This window comes from Pseudomonas sp. AM4(2022) (genome assembly GCF_036346515.1).
Lineage (GTDB): Bacteria > Pseudomonadota > Gammaproteobacteria > Pseudomonadales > Pseudomonadaceae > Aquipseudomonas > Aquipseudomonas paracarnis.
This window is the reverse complement of the sequence record NZ_JAOTNW010000021.1, coordinates 40,246-59,682: the sequence shown is the minus strand read 5'-3', so window position 1 is coordinate 59,682 and position 19,437 is coordinate 40,246. Positions and strand designations below refer to the sequence as shown.

The following is a 19,437-nucleotide window of genomic DNA, read 5'->3' as shown; positions in this document are numbered from 1 at the left end:
TCATTCAGCAAACACGCATTATCGTTGACGTTTTTCGCGAGCAAGCTCGCTCCTACAGCTGGCAAGCCAGCTCCCACAGGGGTTCTTCAGGGTTATCGAGAGTGGAGCCAGGTTATTTAAGTGCTTTCGCACACCGGCGCCTGGCGTTATTCTCTCTCTCACCTCATCAGCCAAAGGGCGGCTAAAAGCAACCTTGAACGCACCCATAGCAGAACCCCATCGCTTTATCCTCGAGCCTTTTGAGGCTCGCCGTTTCGCCAACCTGTGCGGACAGTTCGACGAGCACCTGCGCCTGATCGAACAACGCCTGAGCATCGAGATCCGTAACCGCGGCAATCAGTTCGAGCTCATTGGTGAACCCCAACACACCACGTCTGCAGAAAACCTGCTGCGCCGTCTCTACCGCGAAACCAAGGGTAGCGAGCTGTCGCCGGAGACCGTGCACCTGTACCTGCAGGAATCGGCTGTGGAAGATCTGGCCAATAACCCGGTGGCCGAAGCCAGCGTGGCCTTGCGTACCAAAAAAGGCATGATTCGCCCACGCGGCTTGAATCAGCAGAAGTACGTCAAGGAAATCCTCGGCAACGACATCAACTTCGGCATCGGCCCGGCCGGTACCGGCAAGACCTACCTGGCGGTGGCCTGCGCCGTCGACGCCCTGGAGCGCGAGCAAGTGCGGCGCATCCTGCTGGTGCGCCCAGCGGTCGAGGCCGGCGAAAAACTCGGTTTCCTGCCCGGTGACCTGGCCCAGAAGATCGACCCGTACCTGCGCCCGCTCTACGACGCGCTGTACGAGATGCTCGGCTTTGAATACGTGGCCAAGCTGATCGAGCGCCAGGTGATCGAGATTGCCCCGCTGGCCTACATGCGGGGCCGTACGCTCAACAACAGCTTCATCATTCTCGACGAAAGCCAGAACACCACCGTCGAGCAGATGAAGATGTTCCTCACCCGTATCGGTTTCGGCTCTACTGCCGTGATTACGGGCGACATCACCCAGGTCGACCTGCCCAAGGGCACCAAGTCGGGCCTGGGCCAGGTGATCGAGGTGCTCAAGGACGTGCCGGGTATCAGCTTCACCCACTTCATGCCCAAGGACGTGGTGCGCCACCCGCTGGTGCAGCGCATTGTCGAGGCCTACGAGCGTTTCGAACACCGCGACGACGCGCCCGCCAAGGACGCTCGCCACGATGCTTGAGCTAGACCTGCAGCTGGCCACTGACGCGCCCGCCCCCAGCGAAGCTCAGTTCCGCCAATGGTGTGAACTGGCTTTACGCCAGCGCAGCGCCGACTCGGAGCTGACCATTCGTCTGGTGGACGAGGCCGAAGGCCGTGAGCTGAACCACACCTGGCGCCAGAAAGATTACGCGACCAACGTGCTGTCCTTCCCCGCCGACGTGCCCGACGAATTGCTGGATATCCCGCTGCTGGGGGACCTGGTGATCTGCGTCGCGGTGGTCGAGCGCGAAGCGGCGGAACAAGGCAAGGAACTTGAGGCCCATTGGGCCCATCTAGTCATCCACGGCTGCTTGCATCTCTTGGGTTACGACCATATAGACGATGACGAAGCCTGGGAAATGGAAGCACTGGAACGAACGTTGCTTGCAGAACTGGGTCACCGCGACCCTTATGCAGACGACGAAAGCTAATCAACACTCAACTGTCATATCAAAGGATTTAGAGTAATCGCTATGAGCGAAGACCGATCGAGCAACGGGCAGAAGTCATGGCTGGGTAAACTGACCCAGGCTTTTGCCCACGAGCCGAAAAACCGCCAGGAGCTCTTGGAGCTGCTGCGCGATGCACACCAGAACAAGTTGCTGGACAGCGAAGCGCTGGCCATCGTCGAGGGCGCCATCCAGGTGGCTGACCTGCAAGTACGTGACATCATGGTCCCGCGCTCGCAGATGATCAGCATCAAGGCGACCCAGACCCCACGGGAATTCCTCCCGGCCGTGATCGACTCGGCGCATTCGCGCTACCCGGTGATCGGTGAAAGCCATGACGACGTCATGGGCGTCCTGCTGGCCAAGGACTTGCTGCCGTTGATCCTCAAGGAGAACGGCGACAGCTTCAACATCAAGGACCTGCTGCGCCCGGCCACCTTCGTACCCGAGTCCAAGCGCCTGAATGTGCTGCTGCGCGAGTTCCGCGCCAACCACAATCACATGGCCATCGTGATTGACGAATACGGCGGCGTGGCCGGCCTGGTCACCATCGAGGACGTGCTGGAGCAGATCGTCGGCGACATCGAAGACGAGCACGACGTCGAAGAAGACAGCTACATCAAGCCGTTGCCCAGCGGTGATTTCCTGATCAAGGCGCTGACGCCCATCGAGAACTTCAACGAGTTCTTCGACAGCGAGTTCTCGGACGATGAGTTCGACACCGTCGGCGGCCTGGTGATGAGTGCGTTCGGGCACCTCCCCAAGCGTAATGAAACCACCGAGATCGGTGCGTATCGCTTCCGCATCCTCAATGCTGATAGCCGTCGCATCCACCTGATCCGTTTGACACCCATCGCCCGCTAAGGACTGACATGCGCCGTCTCACCTCACCCGGCTGGCCCGGTAATTTGCTGGCCGTGGTGGCCGGCGCCATCACAACCCTGGCGCTGGCGCCGTTCGATATCTGGCCGTTGGCGCTGGTGGCGGTCGGCCTGTTCTATATCGGCCTGCGGGAGCTGACACCCCGCCAGGCCCTGGGCCGTGGCTGGTGTTTCGGCTTCGGCCTGTTTGGTGCCGGCACCAGTTGGATCTACTACAGCATCCACCACTTCGGCGGCGCTTCGGTGCTGCTGGCGGGGTTCCTGATGCTGCTGTTCACCGCCGCCATCGCCTGGTTCTTTGCCCTGCCCGCCTGGCTGTGGGCGCGCTGGTTGCGCCGTAATGAAGCACCGCTGGCGGATGCATTGACGTTCGCCGCGTTGTGGGTCGGCCAGGAAGCCTTTCGTGGCTGGTTCCTTACGGGTTTCCCGTGGCTGTACTCCGGTTACAGTCAACTCGACGGGCCGCTGACCGGCCTAGCGCCAGTGGGCGGAATGTGGCTGATTTCCTTCGCCCTCGCACTCAGCGCCGCATTGCTGTGCAACCTGCCGCGCCTGCTGGCCAGCAAGCGCAATGCCTTCATCGGTGCGGGCCTGTTACTGCTGGTTGCGCCCTGGGCGATTGGCCTGGCGCTCAAGCATCACGCCTGGACATCGCCGTCTGGCGCGCCGCTGAGCGTGGCCGCGATCCAGGGCAACGTCGAGCAAAGCATGAAGTGGGACCCGGACCAGCTCAATGCACAGTTGGCGCTGTACCGCGACATGAGCCTGAGTTCCAAGCGTGTCGACCTGCTGGTCTGGCCGGAAACCGCCGTGCCGGTGCTCAAGGAGTCCGTGGAGGGCTACTTGGGCATGATGGGCAAGTTCGCCGCCGACCGGGACACCGCGTTGATCACCGGGGTACCGATTCGCCAGGAAGTGCACCACCAGAAGCGCTACTTCAACGGCATCACCGTGGTGGGCGAAGGTGACGGCACCTACCTCAAGCAAAAACTGGTGCCGTTTGGCGAGTACGTGCCGTTGCAGGACATGTTGCGTGGGCTGATCGCCTTCTTCGACCTGCCCATGTCGGACTTCGCCCGCGGCCCTTCTGACCAGGCCATGCTGCAGGCCAAGGGTTATCAGATTGCGCCGTTCATTTGCTATGAAGTGGTGTACCCCGAATTCGCCGCCGGCCTGTCGGCCCAGAGCGACCTGTTGCTGACCATCAGCAACGACACCTGGTTCGGCCGCTCCATCGGCCCGCTGCAGCACCTGCAAATGGCGCAGATGCGCGCGCTGGAGGCTGGCCGCTGGATGATCCGCGCCACCAACAACGGCGTGACCGGGCTGATCAATCCGTTTGGGCAGATCACCGCGCAGATCCCGCAGTTCGAGCGCGGCATTCTCTATGGGGAGGTGGTGCCGATGCATAACCTCACGCCATACCTGCAATGGCGTTCGTGGCCGTTGATCATTGTGTGTGTGCTGCTCTTTGGCTGGGCATTGCTAGCCGGCAGGATGTCCAAAACAGTCTGACCTGTGGGAGCTGGCTTGCCTGCGATGGCGGTGGGTCAGTGCCCTGAGTGCTCACTGACCCACCGCCATCGCAGGCAAGCCAGCTCCCACAATTGATCTCCTGTGTTGCACCTATCGGTAGAACAACCGATACCCCACCTGCCCCACCGCTTCATTGATCAACTGCCCGCTTTGCCACACCGCCTTGACCTCCGGCATCCAGCCACCCAGCGGTCGGCCATGGTCCACACCCAGAAAGCCCACCGGCCCTGGCACCACGGTGAAACCGGCCTTTTCAAAACTCCACACCGAACGCGGCATGTGCCAAGCCTGGGTCACTACCACTACACGCTTGATGCCTTGCGGCAACAAAATCTCGGCGCTCATCTGGGCGTTTTCCCAGGTAGTGCGGCTGCGTTCTTCTTTCCAGCGCACGGTGACACCGAAGTCATCCTGCATCGACACGGCCATCAACTCGGCCTCACTGGGCGGCGTGCCGTAGTGCAAGCCGCCGCTGGTCAGCACTGGCAAACCGGATGCCTTGGCCAGCCGCGCGGCAAAACGCTCACGTTCCAGGCCAATACCGGTGGGCTGGTCGCTGCCCCACGCAATGTCCCCGCGCTCGCGCCCCGAGCCCAGCACCACAATCGCGTCGGCGCGCTGGGCCAAGGTGGCCCAGTCTTCCCGGGCCAAAGGCGGCTCTGTCTCCAGGGCACGGGCGCCCCACTGGACCATCACTGGCAGGCTGATCAACCACATCCCGCCCAGCCCGAGGGCAAAGCACAAGCCCGCCAGGCGCGGACGGCTGCGGCGAAACCACCAGGCACACGCCAACAACAGCAGAAAAATACCGGGCGGCAACAACAGTTGTTTAATGAAATAACGAAAAGGCATCGGGCATCTCCAAAGATGCCCGAAGCCTAGATGCAACGGGGTTTTGCAACAATCCTTACCGACAACATTTTGATAACGTTAATGGATAACGCAGGGCTCACTTGCACCGCACGGACCGGAAGTTCTCTGGCCCGCGGCCGGTCGCCAGGTCTTTGAGCCAAATTACCTTGGCCGAATGAGCGGGCGGGGAAGCCTGCCCATGGGAGGCGCGGTCGTGATTCAACGCCAGGTAGTTCTTGATCAATTCAAGTTCCGCTTGGCTCAAGCCCCGCAACTCCAGCTCCAGAGGCCGTTCATCACGCAATCGGCCTGCAGTTCTTGCGGCATCCAATGCCCGACCCAAACGGTCGATCAATCCTTCGTACAACTGCGGTTTCGTTAAAGTTCGCTGCGATTCAACCATCCCCTCACCTCATTGAAGAAATACTTGCTCCCCACTAAACAGCGTAGCCCCCGTTGCTGCGCCTGCCCGGTGCCGCGACAGACGGCCCTTGCCGCGCAATCAGGGTTTCCCTCGATAGAGTGGGGTCATGTATGCTACGGCGCTTCCTGTAACTCCACTTCCCGCAGGGTTTGGGCACGGACGCGCCGCTTCTTGGTGTCGAACAACCCGGACAGTGCACCGAAGAGGATTAGGCCACCCCTATCCAGTTCAAAAGTAGCCATGCACGAACAATATCAGCCCCGTGAAATAGAAAATGCCGCCCAAACCTTCTGGGACGAGCAAAAGTCCTTTGAAGTCAGTGAACAGCCAGGCAAGGAGACTTACTACTGCCTATCGATGTTCCCTTACCCCAGCGGCAAGCTACACATGGGGCACGTGCGCAACTACACCATCGGCGACGTGATTTCGCGCTACCAGCGCATGCTCGGCAAGAACGTGTTGCAACCCATGGGTTGGGACGCCTTCGGCATGCCGGCAGAAAACGCCGCGATGAAAAACAACGTGGCGCCCGCCAAGTGGACCTACGAAAACATCGCCTACATGAAGACCCAGCTGCGCAGCCTGGGCCTGGCGGTGGACTGGTCCCGCGAGGTCACCACCTGCAAGCCCGATTACTACCGTTGGGAACAATGGCTGTTCACGCGCCTGTTCGAAAAAGGTGTGATCTACAAAAAAAGCGGCACCGTGAACTGGGACCCGATCGACCAGACCGTACTGGCCAACGAACAGGTCATCGACGGTCGCGGCTGGCGTTCCGGCGCGCTGATCGAAAAGCGCGAAATCCCGATGTACTACTTCAAGATCACCGCCTACGCGGATGAACTATTGTCGAGCCTCGACGATCTGCCGGGCTGGCCTGAACAGGTCAAGACCATGCAGCGCAACTGGATCGGCAAATCCAAGGGCATGGAAGTGCAGTTCCCGTACAACGTCGACTCCATCGGCGAAGCGGGCGCACTCAAGGTCTTCACCACCCGCCCCGACACCCTGATGGGCGCGACCTACGTCGCCGTGGCCGCCGAACACCCGCTGGCCACCCAGGCCGCACAGAACAACCCTGAGCTGCAGGCGTTCATCGCTGAATGCAAAGGCGGCAGCGTGGCCGAAGCCGATGTCGCCACCCAGGAGAAAAAGGGCCTGCCAACCGGCCTGTTCGTCGAGCACCCGTTGACCGGCGAAAAACTGCCGGTATGGGTCGCCAACTACGTATTGATGCACTACGGCGATGGCGCCGTCATGGCCGTGCCGGCCCACGACGAGCGCGATTTCGAATTTGCCACCAAGTACAACCTGCCGATCAAGTCGGTCGTGCGCACCAGCTCGGGTGACACCAACCCCGCTCCGTGGCAAGACGCCTACGGCGAGCACGGTACGCTGATCAACTCTGGCGAATTCGACGGCCTGGACTTCCAGGGCGCGTTCGACGCCATGGAAGTGGCCCTGATCAAGAAAAACCTCGGTGCCTCGCGCACCCAGTTCCGCCTGCGCGACTGGGGCATCAGCCGCCAGCGCTACTGGGGCTGCCCGATCCCGATCATCCACTGCCAAACCTGTGGCGACGTGCCGGTACCGGAAGACCAACTGCCGGTCGTGTTACCAGAAGACGTGGTACCAGACGGCGCTGGCTCGCCATTGGCGCGCATGCCTGAGTTCTACGAGTGCAGCTGCCCCAAATGCGGCGCGCCGGCCAAGCGTGAAACCGACACCATGGACACCTTCGTCGAGTCCTCGTGGTACTACGCCCGCTACGCCTCGCCGCACTATGAAGGTGGCCTGGTGGAGAAATCCGCAGCCGACCATTGGTTGCCAGTGGATCAGTACATCGGTGGCATCGAACACGCCATCCTCCACCTGCTGTACGCGCGCTTCTTCCACAAGCTGATGCGTGACGAAGGCCTGGTGAGCTCCGATGAGCCGTTCAAGAACCTGCTGACCCAGGGCATGGTGATCGCCGACACTTACTATCGTCGCGAAGCCAATGGCGCCTACACCTGGTTCAACCCGGCGGATGTCGAGCTTGAGCGTGACAGTAAGGCCAAGGTTATCAGCGCCAAGTTGAAAGCCGACGGCCTGCCGGTGGAAATCGGCGGCACCGAGAAGATGGCCAAGTCGAAGAACAACGGCGTCGACCCACAGTCGATGATCGATCAGTTCGGCGCCGACACCTGCCGCCTGTTCATGATGTTCGCCTCTGCGCCTGACATGAGCGCCGAATGGTCCGACTCTGGCGTTGAAGGTTCGCACCGCTTCCTCAAGCGCGTCTGGCGCCTGGCCCACGCCCATGTCAGCCAGGGCCTGCCGGGCAAGCTGGACATCGACGCCTTGAACGACGAGCAGAAAGCCGTTCGCCGCAGCATCCACCTGGCTATTCGCCAGGCCAGCCAGGACGTCGGGCAGAACCACAAATTCAACACCGCCATCGCCCAGGTGATGACGTTGATGAACGTGCTGGAAAAAGCCTCGCAGGCGACCGAACAAGACCGTGCGTTGATCCAGGAAGGCCTGGAAACAGTTACCCTGTTGCTCGCGCCGATCACGCCGCACATCAGCCATGAACTGTGGAGCCGCCTGGGCCACAGCGGTGCCGTCATCGATGCCGCCTGGCCGGTGCAGGATGACAGCGCCCTGGTACAGGACACGCTGCAACTGGTCATCCAGGTTAACGGTAAACTGCGTGGCCAGATCGACATGCCGGCCAGCGCCAGCCGTGAAGAGGTTGAAGCAGCTGCACGTATCAATGAGAACGTGCTGCGCTTTACCGAAGGCCTGACCATCCGCAAGGTGATCGTGGTGCCCGGCAAACTGGTCAATATCGTCGCCAGCTAAATCGGATCCGGCGCGGGGCTTGGGCCCCACGCCGAACTAAACCTTTAGGGCCCGAGAAGGCCCACCTGGTTTCAAGGGGAGCAACAAAATGATCAAACGCAATCTGCTGGTTATGGGCCTTGCCGTGCTGTTGAGCGCTTGCGGCTTCCAGCTGCGCGGCACCGGCACCAATGAGCTGTCGATCAAGGAACTCGACGTCAGCGCCCGCAACGCCTACGGTGAAACCGTCACCCAACTGCGCCAGACCCTGGAAAACAGCGGTGTGCACGTGTACAACGGCGCGACCTACAAACTGATCCTGACGGATGAGCGAGAAACCCAGCGCAATATCAGCTACGCCAGTGCTGGCCGTGCGTCCGACGTCGAGTTGAACACGGCGCTGATGTTCGAAATACAAGGCCGTGATCAGTTGCCGTTGATGGGTGACAAGATCCAGGTGCAGAAAGTGGTGAGCCACGATGGCAACAACCTGGTGGGTTCGGACTCCGAGACCATTCAGGTGCGCAAGGAAATGCGTCGTGAGCTGATCCAGCGCATGATGACTCGCCTGCAAATGCTCACCCCGGAAAAACTGGCTGAGCTGCAGCAAGTGGCCGACAACAAGGCAAAGGCTGATGCCGACGCCCTGAAAGCCGCGCAGGAATATGAAGACAACACGCCGAAACAGTCGCCTGTTGAAGTCCCTGTCGAGTAAGCCAGACGGGGCGCCCCTGGCGCCCCGTTCGACCCGCCTATGAAACTTGCCCCCGCCCAACTCGCCAAACACCTGCAAGGCGGCCTTGCGCCTGTGTACATCGTCAGCGGCGATGACCCGTTGCTGTGCCAGGAAGCGGCCGACGCTATCCGCACCGCCGCACGCCAGCAAGGCTTCGATGAACGCCAAGTGTTCAGCGCCGACGCCAGTTTCGACTGGGGCACGCTGCTGCAAGCTGGCGCGAGCATGTCGCTGTTTGCCGAGAAACGCCTGCTGGAACTGCGCCTGCCCTCGGGCAAGCCGGGCGATAAAGGCGCGGCAGCCTTGATGGAATACTGCTCACGCCCCGCCGAAGACACCGTGTTGCTGGTCAGCCTGCCCAAGCTTGACGGCAGCGCGCAGAAAACCAAGTGGGGCAAGGCCCTGGTAGAAGGCCCACAGACTCAGTTCATCCAGATCTGGCCAGTGGACAGCAACCAGTTGCCGCAGTGGATTCGCCAGCGCCTGTCGCAATCAGGCCTGGCGGCGACACAGGATGCCGTGGAGCTGATCGCCGCTCGGGTCGAGGGCAACCTGCTTGCCGCCGCCCAGGAGATCGAAAAGCTCAAGTTGATGGCTGAAGACGGGCAGATCACCGTCGAAACCGTGCAAGGCGCAGTGGCCGATAGCGCGCGCTTTGATGTGTTCGGCCTGGTGGACGCCATCCTCAACGGTGAGCCCGCCCACGCCATGCGCATGCTCGAAGGCCTGCGTGGCGAAGGGGTGGAACCACCGGTGATTCTCTGGGCCCTGGCCCGTGAGCTGCGGGTGTTGGCGAACATTGCCCTGCAATACAGCCAGGGCACACCGCTGGACAAATGCTTCAGCCAGGCCAGGCCGCCGGTGTGGGACAAACGCAAACCCCTGATGAGCAAAGCCCTGCAACGGCACTCGGCGCAACGCTGGGCGCAACTGTTGCTGGAAGCGCAGCGCATCGACGCACAGATCAAAGGCCAGGCGGCCGGCTCGCCGTGGATGAGCCTGAGCCGTCTGTCGCTGTTGATGGCCGGCCAGCGCCTGGCGTTGCCTGCCGAATAACCCAGCTAAATCCAATGTAGGAGCGAGCTTGCTCGCGAGAAACGTCAACGATAACGCGTATTTCCTGAATGAACGCGGCGCCTGTGAGTTTTTCGCGAGCAAGCTCGCTCCTACAGGGGCTTATCGCCGGGCTTTACAGCCGGCCCACTTCGGCAGATGATTTGCACCGCTGCATTCCACCCCCAAGCGAGAGAATCCACCATGAGCAAAAAGCCATCCAAGCATGGCCCCAACAAGGCCAAATCCATCATCGCCCAGCCACTGTTCCGCAGCCGTCAGGAACGCGCCGGCAAGGGCAAAGGCAGCTACCGCCGCGAAGCCTTCCAGTCTAATAGCTGGGAGGCTTCTTACTTTCTGGCTGCCTGAAGGCAAGCGCCCCTCTGGCATGATAAGGTCTGTACCTGATTTGTAACCCCTGGACCTGTGCATGCCCTCTCGTCTTTCTCGTCATTGGCACCTGCGCCAATTGATCGCTGCCTCCAGCCTCATTCTGCTTGTCGCCTGCGCGGAAAAACCTACCGCTGCGGACGCTCAACCCCTGCCCAAGCTCCAGACGGCCCCGGCTATCGCGCCCGCCGTGGTTGCCCCATTGGCGGTGGACAATCTCGACATCCAACCGACCCAGACCTTTGCCGAATGGCAGGCTGGCTTCCGCGCTCAAGCGCTGCAGGCCGGGATCACTGCGGTCGTGTTCGATAACGCTTTTGCCGGCGTCACCCCTGATATGGCGGTGATTCGCGCCGACCGCAGCCAACCGGAATTCTCCCGCCCGGTGTGGGAATACCTCGACGGAGCACTGTCGCCGGTGCGCGTGCGCAATGGCCAGGCACTGCTGGTCAAGTACGCCGATATTCTGCAAAGCATCGAGCAGCGCTATGGTGTCGACCGCCAGGCGCTGGTCTCGGTGTGGGGTATGGAGAGCAACTTCGGCGCTTTCCAGGGCAATAACTCGGTGATCCGCTCCCTGGCTACCCTGGCCTATGAAGGCCGTCGCCCTGCCTTTGCGCAAGCGCAGCTGCTGGCAGCGCTGCAGATCATCCAGCATGGCGATATTCAGGCTGACCAGATGAAAGGCTCCTGGGCCGGGGCGATGGGCCAGACCCAGTTCATCCCGACCACCTACAACACCCACGCCGTGGACTTCGACGGTGACGGTCGCCGCGATATCTGGAACAGCCCGTCCGACGCCCTCGCCTCCACGGCGCATTACCTGCAAAGCTCCGGCTGGCAGAAAGGCCAGCCATGGGGCGTTGAAGTGCAGCCGCTGCCGTCGGGCTTCGACTACAGCCTGGCCGATGGCGGCGTGCGCAAGACCGTGGCGCAATGGCTGCAACTGGGCATCCAACTCCCCCCTGGCGTGAGCCTGCCGGCCAATGTCGACCAGTTGTCCGCCGCCCTGCTGTTACCGGCAGGCTACCGTGGCCCGGCATTCCTGGTGCTGGATAACTTCCGCGCGATCCTCAAGTACAACAATTCGTCGTCCTATGCACTGGCGGTTGGCTTGCTGTCGGAGCGATTTGGCGGCGGCGGTGTGATTCGCGGCAGTTGGCCAAAGGATGAGCTGCCGCTGAGCCGTTCGCAACGCATTGACCTGCAAACCGCGCTCAGCGCCAAAGGGTATGACGCGGGTAATGCCGACGGGATTATTGGCGCCAACACGCGCAAGGCGATTCGGGCTGCGCAGCAGGCGCTGGGCTGGCCGGCGGATGGGTATCCGACGGTGAAGTTGCTGGAATCGCTGCAGAGCCAATAGATCGTTGTATGGCGGCTACCGCTTTCGCGAGCAAGCCCGCTCCCACATGCTGAATGCATTTCAGAATGTGGGAGCGGGCTTGCTCGCGAAAGGGCCCCCACAGGCGCCTATTATTTAAAGACTACATCCTGCTCCAACACCACCCGCTGCTCCCCCGCATCCAGGCGCACCAACGCGCCCATCGGCAATGTCAGGTTCGGGTCGCAATGCCCACTGCGCCAGCCTGCCAGCACCGGAATACACAGCGGCTCAAAGGTCTGCTTCAGCAGACGCGCCAACGCCCCGTTATCCACACCGGCCACATCGCCTACCAGCACACCGGCGACCTGAGCCAGCTTGCCAGCCAAGCGCAGGTGAGTCAGCAATCGGTCGATGCGATAGAGCGGTTCGTTGACGTCTTCGATAAACAGGATGATGCCGTCCGCGTCTATTTCGTACGGCGTGCCCATGACCGCGGCGATCATCGACAAGTTACCGCCCAGCAAGCGCCCACAGGCCACTCCTGGCTCGATTGTGGTCAGCGGGTAGGCCATTGGGTGAGGCAGCACACTGCCGGCGCCCCGTTGGCCACGCAGCAGGCTGAACAAGGAAGATTCGGTGGGCGGCTGTTTGCCGCCGAGCAGGTCGGCATTGAGCATCGGGCCATGGAACGTCACAAAACCCGCATAGCGGTTGATGGCCAGGTGTAAGGCGGTGATATCGCTGTAGCCCACGAACGGCTTAGGGTTGGCGCGCAGCAGGTCGAAGTCCAGCGCGTCGAGCAAACGGGGCGTGCCATAGCCGCCACGCAGACAGAGGATGGCATCGATATCGGGGTTGGCGAAGGCGGCATGCAAATCACGCAGGCGCACTTCATCGCTGCCGGCCAGGTAGCCGTCGTGCTCGTACACCCCGGGGAAAATGTGCAATTGGTAGCCACGGGCACGCATCCATTGCCCGGCTTTTTCAACATCCAGCGCGGCGGGGCCGGCGGGGGCGATCAGGCCGAAGGTGCCTTCGGCGCGCAGTGCAGGTACGGCGGCGGTCATCCATGGTTCTCCCTATATGACGCAGAACGAAATGTGGGAGCTGGCTTGCCTGCGATAGCATCACCTCGGTGTCACTGATACACCGAGGCGCTTGCATCGCAGGCAAGCCAGCTCCCACACAAGCCAGCATTTCACATTGATTCTGGGGGCGGCTTACGAAACCAGGCTCGCCTTGACCAGCTTGGCCTGCTCATCGGCGTGGTACGAAGACCGCACCAACGGGCCCGAGGCCACGTTCTTGAAGCCCATCTTGTAGCCTTCCTCGGCGAACCAGGCGAAGGTGTCCGGGTGCACGAAGCGCTGCACCGGCAAGTGGCTGCGGGACGGTTGCAGGTACTGGCCCAGCGTCAGCATGTCGATGTCGTGTTCGCGCATGCGCTTCATGACTTCGATGACTTCTTCGTCGGTTTCACCCAGGCCCAGCATCAAGCCGGACTTGGTCGGGATGTGCGGCATCATCTGCTTGAATTTCTGCAGCAGGGTCAGCGACCACTGGTAGTCCGAACCCGGACGCGCAGCCTTGTACAGGCGCGGCACGGTTTCCAGGTTGTGGTTGAACACATCCGGCGGCTCGGCAGCGGTGATTTCCAGGGCGACGTCCATACGGCCACGGTAGTCCGGCACCAGGGTTTCGAGCATAACGTTCGGCGACAGTTTGCGGATCTCACGGATGCAGTCGGCAAAGTGCTGGGCACCACCGTCACGCAGGTCGTCGCGGTCTACCGAGGTGATCACCACATACTTGAGCTTCAGGTCGGCGATGGCGATGGCCAGGCTTTCTGGCTCGTTGACGTCCAACGGCTTCGGACGGCCGTGGCCGACGTCGCAGAACGGGCAGCGACGAGTGCAAATGTCACCCATGATCATGAAGGTGGCAGTACCGCCGGAGAAGCACTCGCCCAGGTTCGGGCAAGAGGCTTCTTCGCATACGCTGTGCAGCTTGTGTTTGCGCAGCAGCGACTTGATACGGTCGACTTCTGGCGAAACCGGGATGCGCACACGAATCCAGTCAGGCTTCTTCGGCAGTTCGGTGGTCGGGATGATCTTGACCGGGATGCGTGCAACCTTCTCGGCGCCGCGCAGCTTGACGCCGGCTTCCACCTTGGCACGCGGGGCCGGGGCTGGACGCTCAGTGATGTCCAGCGTCGGGATCATGGTTTGCACAACATCAGTAGTCATATCAATCGATTCCGCCCGTCAGGGTCGTCTGCTCTGCATAGTCGAGGTGTTTGACGAGCTGCGCGCGCAGCCGGGCACTTACCTCGGCAAATTCTATGGATGTTGCATGGTCACTCAACTGGGTCATCGCAAGCCCGGCGTAACCGCACGGGTTGATGCGCCGGAACGGCGCCAGGTCCATGTCCACATTCAAGGCCAGGCCATGAAACGAACAACCGTGGCGAATGCGTAGCCCCAGGGAGGCGATTTTCGCGCCATCCACGTACACACCCGGTGCATCGGCCTTGGCCACGGCGGTCACACCGTAACTGGCCAATAGCTCGATCAGGCACGTCTCCATGCGGCTGACCAGGTCGCGCACGCCAAACCCCAGCTTGCGCACGTCCAACAGCAGGTAAGCCACCAGTTGACCGGGCCCATGGTAAGTCACTTGACCCCCTCGGTCGACCTGCACCACCGGAATATCACCCGGCAGCAGCAAGTGCTCGGCCTTGCCGGCCTGGCCCTGGGTGAATACCGGCGGGTGTTCCACCAGCCAGATTTCATCCGGGGCCGAGGTGCCGCGCTCATTGGTAAAGCGCTGCATGGCATGCCAGACCGGCTCGTATGCCATCCGGCCGAGCTCGCGAAAGCCCAGGACTTGCGACATCACAGCACCATATGCACGAAGCCGGTGGCTCGCAGTTCGCTGTTGATGTTGTAGAGCTGGTCTTGATCGGTCGCAACGATGTGCAACTGGATCGTGGTGTACTTGCCGGTGGAGCTTTGGCGCTCGTCCACGCGGTTGTCGTTGATCGTCGCGTGCTTGCGCACGATTTCGAGAATCTTGTCCTTGCGGCCGACACCGGTATCGCTGATCACCTTGACGGGATAATCCGTCACAGGAAATTCGATCTTTGGCGCCTTTACTTCTACGTCTTTATCGGTCATGGCAGAACAGCCTCGTAAGCGCTAAGCCGTGGCGACGGGCAAAGCCCCGCGTTGGATCAACGCGGGGCTTTGCAGGTGCACACAATCAGTTGAACAAGCCGTAGAAGAATAGACGGATGCTATCCCATACGCGGCGGAAGATACCACCTTCCTCGACAGCGTCCAGCGCGATCAGGTCGGCGCTGTGCACCACCTTGTCGTCCAGCTTCACTTCGACCTTGCCGATCACATCACCCTTGGCGATTGGCGCAACCAATTGCGGGTTCAGGGTCATGCTGGCGGCGAGCTTTTTGAGCTGGCCTTTAGGCATGGTCAGGGTCAGGTCGTCGGCCAGGCCGGCCTTGACTTGCGAAGTCGAGCCCTTCCACACCGGCGCGGTCGCCAGCTCAGCACCCTTCTGGTAGAAGGTCTGGGTTTCGAAGAAGCGGAAGCCGTAAGTCAGCAGTTTTTGCGTCTCGGCCGCACGGGCCTGCTCGCTGTTAGTGCCGAATACCACGGCGATCAGGCGCTGGCCATCACGTACGGCGGACGACACCATGCAGTAGCCGGCTTCGTCGGTGTGGCCGGTCTTCAGGCCATCGACGGTCTTGTCGCGCCACAGCAGCAGGTTGCGGTTAGGCTGCTTGATGTTGTTCCAGAAGAATTCCTTCTGGGAGTAGATCGCGTAGTGCACCGGGTCAACGCGGATGATCGCGCGCGCCAGGATCGCCATGTCGTGAGCCGACGAATAGTGCTCCGGGTTCGGCAGGCCGGTCGGGTTCATGAAGTGGCTGTTGGTCATGCCCAGCTCGCCGGCCGTCTTGTTCATCATGTCGGCGAAGGCGTCTTCGCTGCCGGCGATGTGCTCGGCCAGGGCGACGCTGGCGTCGTTACCGGACTGGATGATGATGCCGTGCAGCAGGTCGCTCACGGTGACTTGCGAACCCACCTTGATGAACATCCGCGAACCACCGGTACGCCAGGCGTTTTCGCTGACGGTAACCGGGTCGTTTTCGCCGATCTGGCCGCGACGGATTTCCAGGGTCGCGATGTAGGCGGTCATCAGCTTGGTCAGGCTGGCAGGCGGCAGGCGCACGTCACCGCCGTTTTCGACCAGCACGTTGCCACTGGCGGCATCCATGAGTACCCAGGACTTGGCGGCCAGTTGCGGGGAGGCCGGCACCATTTCAACCGCCCAGGCGGCTGGGGTGATGATCAGCGAGATAAGCAGGCACGTACGTTTGGCTAAGGTGGTGATGTTCATCCGTCTCTCGAAATTGCTTATGGAAACTTGCCCTCGCGGGCAAAACTATTCAGACAGCCCGCTTCCAGACTGTCACGTGTTCGGTTGCCCGCTCACCCCTTGCCCCTGGGTTTTTATTGTTCAACGAGCCAACAACCAGGGTTCAAGCGCGCAGGCGCGCCTGAGCCATCAAACCGTTACTGCTTATTCTGCGGTGACCACGCTGGGTTGCCCCAGGTTGGCCAGGCGCACGCTGTTCTGCACTTGCGCCACTTCGCTCGGCGAGCCGATCGGGCCCATGCGCACACGGTGCAAGGTTTGCTGGTTACGCACGATGGAGCTGATGAAGACTGGCGCGCTGACCATGCCGCTGAGCTTGGACCTTAACAGTTCTGCTGCATCCGGGTTGGCGAAAGCGCCGACCTGCAGGTATTGCCCACCGGCCATGGAGGCGCCCGCTGCCGCATGAGGTACTACCACGGTATCAGGCGCATGCTGCGCCGGTGGCGGCGTCCATTGCTCGATCTTGCCGGTCGAGGCCGTCACTTGCGGTTGCGGGGTTGGCGGTTCGTTGAGCATCAACGGCGCGGGTTTGCCACGCTGGGCCCAATACTGCGCCGGGTCGATGCCTTCGACTTTGACCCGTGCGGTGCCGGTTTCGGCATAACCGAGTTTCTTGGCGGCCGCGTAGGACAAGTCGATGATCCGGTCCGAATAGAACGGCCCACGGTCATTGACCCGCAGGATCACGGTGCGGTTGTTGTCCAGGTTGGTCACGCGCACATAGCTGGGCAGCGGCAGGGTCTTGTGGGCCGCGCTCATGCCATACAGGTCATACACTTCGCCGTTGGCGGTGTTCTGGCCATGGAACTTGGTGCCGTACCAGGACGCAGTGCCCGACTGCACGTAGGTCTTGGACTCCTGCAGCGGGAAGTAATTCTTGCCCAGCACGGTGTAGGGGTTGGCCTTGTAGGGGCCGGTGTGCAGGGTCGGCGTGGCGTCCGGGATTTTCGATACATCCACATCCCACCACGGCGCGCCGTCTTTGTGCGCACGGTTGATATCCAGGCCCGGCTGGGCGCGGACCACTGCGCCGCCGGCCTTCTTGGCCGGCGCCCGGTTAGGGGTGGTGGAGCAACTGGCAACCAACAAGGACAACGCGGCGAACGCCACCAGCTTGAGCGGTTTTTTGAACGGCGATACCCGCATTACTTGTTGCCCCGTGCTTGAACCAGCTCATCTGACAGCTGATGCACGGCCATGGCGTACATCACACTGCGGTTATAACGCGTAATTGCGTAGAAATTCTTCAGGCCCATCCAGTATTCAGGGCCATTTGCGCCTTCCAGGCGGAAAGCCGTCACCGGCATGTCGTCGCGTGGCGCATTCTGACTCGACCAGCCCAGCGCTCGCAACTCCCCGACGGTCTTGACCGGTTCGATACCTTGGGTCAGGCCCTCGTCGGCGCGCTCGCCCGCGACATCGGCGCGGATAACCACCGGCTCGCCGCCAACCCAGCCGTGGCGCTTGAAGTAGCTGGCCACGCTGCCGATGGCATCGTCGGGGTTGCTCCAGATATTGATGTGCCCGTCACCGTCGAAATCCACCGCGTAGGCACGAAAGCTGCTCGGCATGAACTGCGGCAAGCCCATCGCCCCGGCGTAGGAGCCCTTGAGGCTCAGCGGGTCGACCTGCTCTTCGCGGGCCAGCAACAGGAATTCGCGCAGTTCCTTGCGGAAGAACTCGGCACGGGGCGGGTAATCGAAGCCCAGGGTCGACAAGGCGTCGATCACCCGGTAGCTGCCGGTGTTGCGCCCGTAAAAGGTTTCGATACCGATGATCGAGACGATCACCTGCGCCGGCACGCCGTACTCTTGCTCGGCGCGGGCCAGTACCGCCTCGTGCTGGCGCCAGAAATCCACGCCGCGGGCGATGCGCGCATCAGTGAGGAACATCGGGCGATAGTCCTTCCACTGCTTCACGCGTTCGGCGGGCCGGGAGATGGCGTCGAGGATCGCCTGCTTTTTCTGGGCTTCGCGGAACACGCCCATCAGTTGCTCGCCGGCAAAACCATAGTCGCGGGTCAGCTCACCGACAAATTCGGCAACCTGGGGAGAGCCATCGTAGTCACCGGCCTGCGCCTCTTGCGTTGCCCCCAGCAGCCCGATCAGGCCCATCCAGGTCGCATGCCGAGTCGCCCAGCCGCGCATTACTTGCATTGACATCTTCACCTTATTCAAACCTGTGCGATCCACTTGCGATGCGTATGAATCGACATCAAAACCCCAAACGCTGACAGCAATGTCACCAGCGAAGTTCCGCCGTAGCTAATGAATGGCAACGGCACCCCAACCACCGGCAGCAGGCCACTGACCATACCGATGTTGACGAAAACGTAAACAAAAAAAGTCATGGTCAGGCTGCCGGCGAGCAATTTGCCGAACAGCGTCTGCGCCTGGGCGGTGATCACCAGGCCGCGACCAATCAACAGCAGATAGATCAGCAACAACGCGCAAATGCCCACCAGGCCGAACTCTTCGCCCATCACCGCGATGATGAAGTCGGTATGACTTTCGGGCAAGAAGTCCAGGTGGGACTGGGTGCCCAGCAACCAGCCTTTGCCGAATACCCCGCCGGAACCGATGGCCGCCTTGGATTGGATGATGTTCCAGCCGGTGCCCAGCGGGTCGCTCTCCGGGTCGAGGAACGTCAGGATCCGTTGCTTCTGGTAGTCGTGCATAAAGAAGAACCACATGGCCACGGCCACGGGCACGGCGGCGGCCAGCACGCTGAGGATCCAGCGCCAGCGCAGGCCGCCCATGAACAATACGAACGCGCCACCGGCGAGGATCAGCAACGAGGTGCCAAGGTCCGGTTGGCGCACGATGAGTACAAAGGGCACGCCGATCAGGATCAGGCTGATCGCCACGTGCTTGAGCTGCGGCGGCAAGGTGCGCTTGGACAGGTACCAGGCAATGGTGGCCGGCATCAAGATCTTCATGAATTCCGACGGCTGGAAGCGAATCACCCCGGGGATGTTGATCCAGCGTGTGGCGCCCATGGCGTTGTGGCCCATGACGTCCACCACCACCAGCAACAACACGCCGGCGACATACCCCAAGGGCACCCAGCGCGCCATGAAGCGCGGCTCCAGTTGGGCGATCACCACCATCGACAGCAGGCCCAGGCCAAACGAGGACGCCTGCTTGATCAGCAAGTCCCAGTTCTTGCCGCTGGCCGAATACAGCACGAACAGGCTGCCGGCCGCCAGGGTCAGCAGCAGGATCAGCAAGGGGCCATCAATGTGCATGCGTTGCAGCAACGTCGCACGGCGACGCATCACATCT

19 protein-coding genes are annotated in these 19,437 nt (G+C 61.5%); 9 read left to right on the top strand and 10 right to left on the bottom strand.

From position 1 onward, the window contains the following. Nucleotides 1-193: 193 nt before the first annotated feature. Genes ODQ19_RS23085 through lnt form a run of 4 tightly spaced genes read left to right on the top strand, consistent with a single transcriptional unit; the run spans nucleotide 194 to nucleotide 4,063 of the window. Complete coding sequence (locus ODQ19_RS23085) at nucleotides 194-1,198, top strand: PhoH family protein (protein WP_019818064.1); 1,005 nt, start codon at nucleotides 194-196, stop codon at nucleotides 1,196-1,198. Continuing rightward, nucleotides 1,191-1,649 carry an rRNA maturation RNase YbeY gene (gene ybeY, locus ODQ19_RS23080; protein WP_116664997.1) on the top strand — a complete coding sequence of 153 codons (459 nt, stop codon included), beginning with the start codon at nucleotides 1,191-1,193 and terminating at the stop codon, nucleotides 1,647-1,649. The genes ODQ19_RS23085 and ybeY overlap by 8 nt, the downstream gene beginning before the upstream one ends. 42 nt (nucleotides 1,650-1,691) lie before the next feature. Continuing rightward, nucleotides 1,692-2,531 carry an HlyC/CorC family transporter gene (locus tag ODQ19_RS23075; RefSeq protein WP_003194444.1) on the top strand — a complete coding sequence of 280 codons (840 nt, stop codon included), beginning with the start codon at nucleotides 1,692-1,694 and terminating at the stop codon, nucleotides 2,529-2,531. A gap of 8 nt (nucleotides 2,532-2,539) precedes the next feature. Further along, nucleotides 2,540-4,063 carry an apolipoprotein N-acyltransferase gene (lnt, locus tag ODQ19_RS23070; RefSeq protein WP_330211312.1) on the top strand — a complete coding sequence of 508 codons (1,524 nt, stop codon included), beginning with the start codon at nucleotides 2,540-2,542 and terminating at the stop codon, nucleotides 4,061-4,063. 111 nt (nucleotides 4,064-4,174) lie between these two features. Here the strand turns inward: lnt and ODQ19_RS23065 are convergent, their stop codons facing one another. Both ODQ19_RS23065 and ODQ19_RS23060 read right to left on the bottom strand, forming a co-directional pair. Further along, a complete protein-coding gene (locus ODQ19_RS23065) occupies nucleotides 4,175-4,936 on the bottom strand; it encodes a YdcF family protein (protein WP_034126912.1) in 762 nt (253 codons plus the stop codon). A gap of 97 nt (nucleotides 4,937-5,033) precedes the next feature. Continuing rightward, nucleotides 5,034-5,339, bottom strand: coding sequence for a hypothetical protein (locus ODQ19_RS23060; protein WP_020301951.1), 306 nt, complete (start codon nucleotides 5,337-5,339; stop codon nucleotides 5,034-5,036). Nucleotides 5,340-5,600: 261 nt separating this feature from the next. Here ODQ19_RS23060 and leuS point away from each other — a divergent pair, with 261 nt between their 5' ends. The 5 genes from leuS (at nucleotide 5,601) to ODQ19_RS23035 (ending at nucleotide 11,731) form a co-directional block, all read left to right on the top strand. Then, a complete protein-coding gene (gene leuS, locus ODQ19_RS23055; protein WP_330211311.1) occupies nucleotides 5,601-8,207 on the top strand; it encodes a leucine--tRNA ligase in 2,607 nt (868 codons plus the stop codon). 88 nt (nucleotides 8,208-8,295) lie between these two features. Next, on the top strand, nucleotides 8,296-8,901 hold the full coding sequence (locus tag ODQ19_RS23050; protein ID WP_330211310.1) for an LPS-assembly lipoprotein LptE: 606 nt from the start codon (nucleotides 8,296-8,298) through the stop codon (nucleotides 8,899-8,901). A 39-nt stretch (nucleotides 8,902-8,940) separates the two neighbouring features. Then, nucleotides 8,941-9,978, top strand: coding sequence for a DNA polymerase III subunit delta (holA, locus tag ODQ19_RS23045; protein WP_330211309.1), 1,038 nt, complete (start codon nucleotides 8,941-8,943; stop codon nucleotides 9,976-9,978). Nucleotides 9,979-10,179: 201 nt separating this feature from the next. Then, a complete protein-coding gene (arfA, locus tag ODQ19_RS23040; protein WP_003176285.1) occupies nucleotides 10,180-10,344 on the top strand; it encodes an alternative ribosome rescue factor ArfA in 165 nt (54 codons plus the stop codon). Nucleotides 10,345-10,405: 61 nt separating this feature from the next. Continuing rightward, the gene (locus ODQ19_RS23035) at nucleotides 10,406-11,731 is read left to right on the top strand and encodes a lytic murein transglycosylase (RefSeq protein ID WP_330211308.1); all 1,326 of its coding nucleotides are present in this window, start codon (nucleotides 10,406-10,408) and stop codon (nucleotides 11,729-11,731) included. A gap of 110 nt (nucleotides 11,732-11,841) precedes the next feature. Here the strand turns inward: ODQ19_RS23035 and ODQ19_RS23030 are convergent, their stop codons facing one another. From ODQ19_RS23030 to rodA, 8 genes are all read right to left on the bottom strand, one after another. After that, complete coding sequence (locus tag ODQ19_RS23030; RefSeq protein ID WP_330211307.1) at nucleotides 11,842-12,759, bottom strand: S66 peptidase family protein; 918 nt, start codon at nucleotides 12,757-12,759, stop codon at nucleotides 11,842-11,844. Nucleotides 12,760-12,912: 153 nt separating this feature from the next. Then, entirely contained in the window at nucleotides 12,913-13,914 is a 1,002-nt protein-coding gene (gene lipA / locus ODQ19_RS23025; RefSeq protein ID WP_161794304.1) for a lipoyl synthase, read from the bottom strand. Nucleotides 13,915-13,939: 25 nt separating this feature from the next. Next, entirely contained in the window at nucleotides 13,940-14,587 is a 648-nt protein-coding gene (gene lipB, locus ODQ19_RS23020) for a lipoyl(octanoyl) transferase LipB (RefSeq protein ID WP_330211306.1), read from the bottom strand. After that, nucleotides 14,587-14,868 (bottom strand): DUF493 domain-containing protein, encoded by a 282-nt coding sequence (locus ODQ19_RS23015; RefSeq protein WP_005791752.1) that lies wholly within the window; start codon nucleotides 14,866-14,868, stop codon nucleotides 14,587-14,589. Before ODQ19_RS23015 ends, lipB begins: the two co-directional genes overlap by 1 nt. 85 nt (nucleotides 14,869-14,953) lie before the next feature. Continuing rightward, nucleotides 14,954-16,111: a D-alanyl-D-alanine carboxypeptidase family protein gene (locus tag ODQ19_RS23010; RefSeq protein ID WP_014720083.1), complete on the bottom strand. Its 1,158-nt coding sequence runs from the start codon at nucleotides 16,109-16,111 to the stop codon at nucleotides 14,954-14,956. A 183-nt stretch (nucleotides 16,112-16,294) separates the two neighbouring features. Then, nucleotides 16,295-17,299 carry a septal ring lytic transglycosylase RlpA family protein gene (locus ODQ19_RS23005; RefSeq protein WP_032895156.1) on the bottom strand — a complete coding sequence of 335 codons (1,005 nt, stop codon included), beginning with the start codon at nucleotides 17,297-17,299 and terminating at the stop codon, nucleotides 16,295-16,297. Continuing rightward, nucleotides 17,299-18,309: a lytic murein transglycosylase B gene (gene mltB, locus ODQ19_RS23000; RefSeq protein ID WP_014720085.1), complete on the bottom strand. Its 1,011-nt coding sequence runs from the start codon at nucleotides 18,307-18,309 to the stop codon at nucleotides 17,299-17,301. The genes ODQ19_RS23005 and mltB overlap by 1 nt, the downstream gene beginning before the upstream one ends. A 17-nt stretch (nucleotides 18,310-18,326) precedes the next feature. Then, the gene (gene rodA / locus ODQ19_RS22995; protein ID WP_044268991.1) at nucleotides 18,327-19,430 is read right to left on the bottom strand and encodes a rod shape-determining protein RodA; all 1,104 of its coding nucleotides are present in this window, start codon (nucleotides 19,428-19,430) and stop codon (nucleotides 18,327-18,329) included. Nucleotides 19,431-19,437: the final 7 nt, after the last annotated feature.

Excerpts from the sequence above, each read along its gene's own strand:
- ybeY (WP_116664997.1), top strand. The coding sequence starts at position 1,191 with ATGCTTGAGCTAGACCTGCAGCTGGCCACTGACGCGCCCGCCCCCAGC.
- ODQ19_RS23075 (WP_003194444.1), top strand. The coding sequence starts at position 1,692 with ATGAGCGAAGACCGATCGAGCAACGGGCAGAAGTCATGGCTGGGTAAA.
- lnt (WP_330211312.1), top strand. The coding sequence starts at position 2,540 with ATGCGCCGTCTCACCTCACCCGGCTGGCCCGGTAATTTGCTGGCCGTG.
- ODQ19_RS23065 (WP_034126912.1), bottom strand. The coding sequence starts at position 4,936 with ATGCCTTTTCGTTATTTCATTAAACAACTGTTGTTGCCGCCCGGTATT.
- ODQ19_RS23060 (WP_020301951.1), bottom strand. The coding sequence starts at position 5,339 with ATGGTTGAATCGCAGCGAACTTTAACGAAACCGCAGTTGTACGAAGGA.
- leuS (WP_330211311.1), top strand. The coding sequence starts at position 5,601 with ATGCACGAACAATATCAGCCCCGTGAAATAGAAAATGCCGCCCAAACC.
- ODQ19_RS23050 (WP_330211310.1), top strand. The coding sequence starts at position 8,296 with ATGATCAAACGCAATCTGCTGGTTATGGGCCTTGCCGTGCTGTTGAGC.
- holA (WP_330211309.1), top strand. The coding sequence starts at position 8,941 with ATGAAACTTGCCCCCGCCCAACTCGCCAAACACCTGCAAGGCGGCCTT.
- arfA (WP_003176285.1), top strand. The coding sequence starts at position 10,180 with ATGAGCAAAAAGCCATCCAAGCATGGCCCCAACAAGGCCAAATCCATC.
- ODQ19_RS23035 (WP_330211308.1), top strand. The coding sequence starts at position 10,406 with ATGCCCTCTCGTCTTTCTCGTCATTGGCACCTGCGCCAATTGATCGCT.
- ODQ19_RS23030 (WP_330211307.1), bottom strand. The coding sequence starts at position 12,759 with ATGACCGCCGCCGTACCTGCACTGCGCGCCGAAGGCACCTTCGGCCTG.
- lipA (WP_161794304.1), bottom strand. The coding sequence starts at position 13,914 with ATGATCCCGACGCTGGACATCACTGAGCGTCCAGCCCCGGCCCCGCGT.
- lipB (WP_330211306.1), bottom strand. The coding sequence starts at position 14,587 with ATGTCGCAAGTCCTGGGCTTTCGCGAGCTCGGCCGGATGGCATACGAG.
- ODQ19_RS23015 (WP_005791752.1), bottom strand. The coding sequence starts at position 14,868 with ATGACCGATAAAGACGTAGAAGTAAAGGCGCCAAAGATCGAATTTCCT.
- ODQ19_RS23010 (WP_014720083.1), bottom strand. The coding sequence starts at position 16,111 with ATGAACATCACCACCTTAGCCAAACGTACGTGCCTGCTTATCTCGCTG.
- ODQ19_RS23005 (WP_032895156.1), bottom strand. The coding sequence starts at position 17,299 with ATGCGGGTATCGCCGTTCAAAAAACCGCTCAAGCTGGTGGCGTTCGCC.
- mltB (WP_014720085.1), bottom strand. The coding sequence starts at position 18,309 with ATGCAAGTAATGCGCGGCTGGGCGACTCGGCATGCGACCTGGATGGGC.
- rodA (WP_044268991.1), bottom strand. The coding sequence starts at position 19,430 with ATGCGTCGCCGTGCGACGTTGCTGCAACGCATGCACATTGATGGCCCC.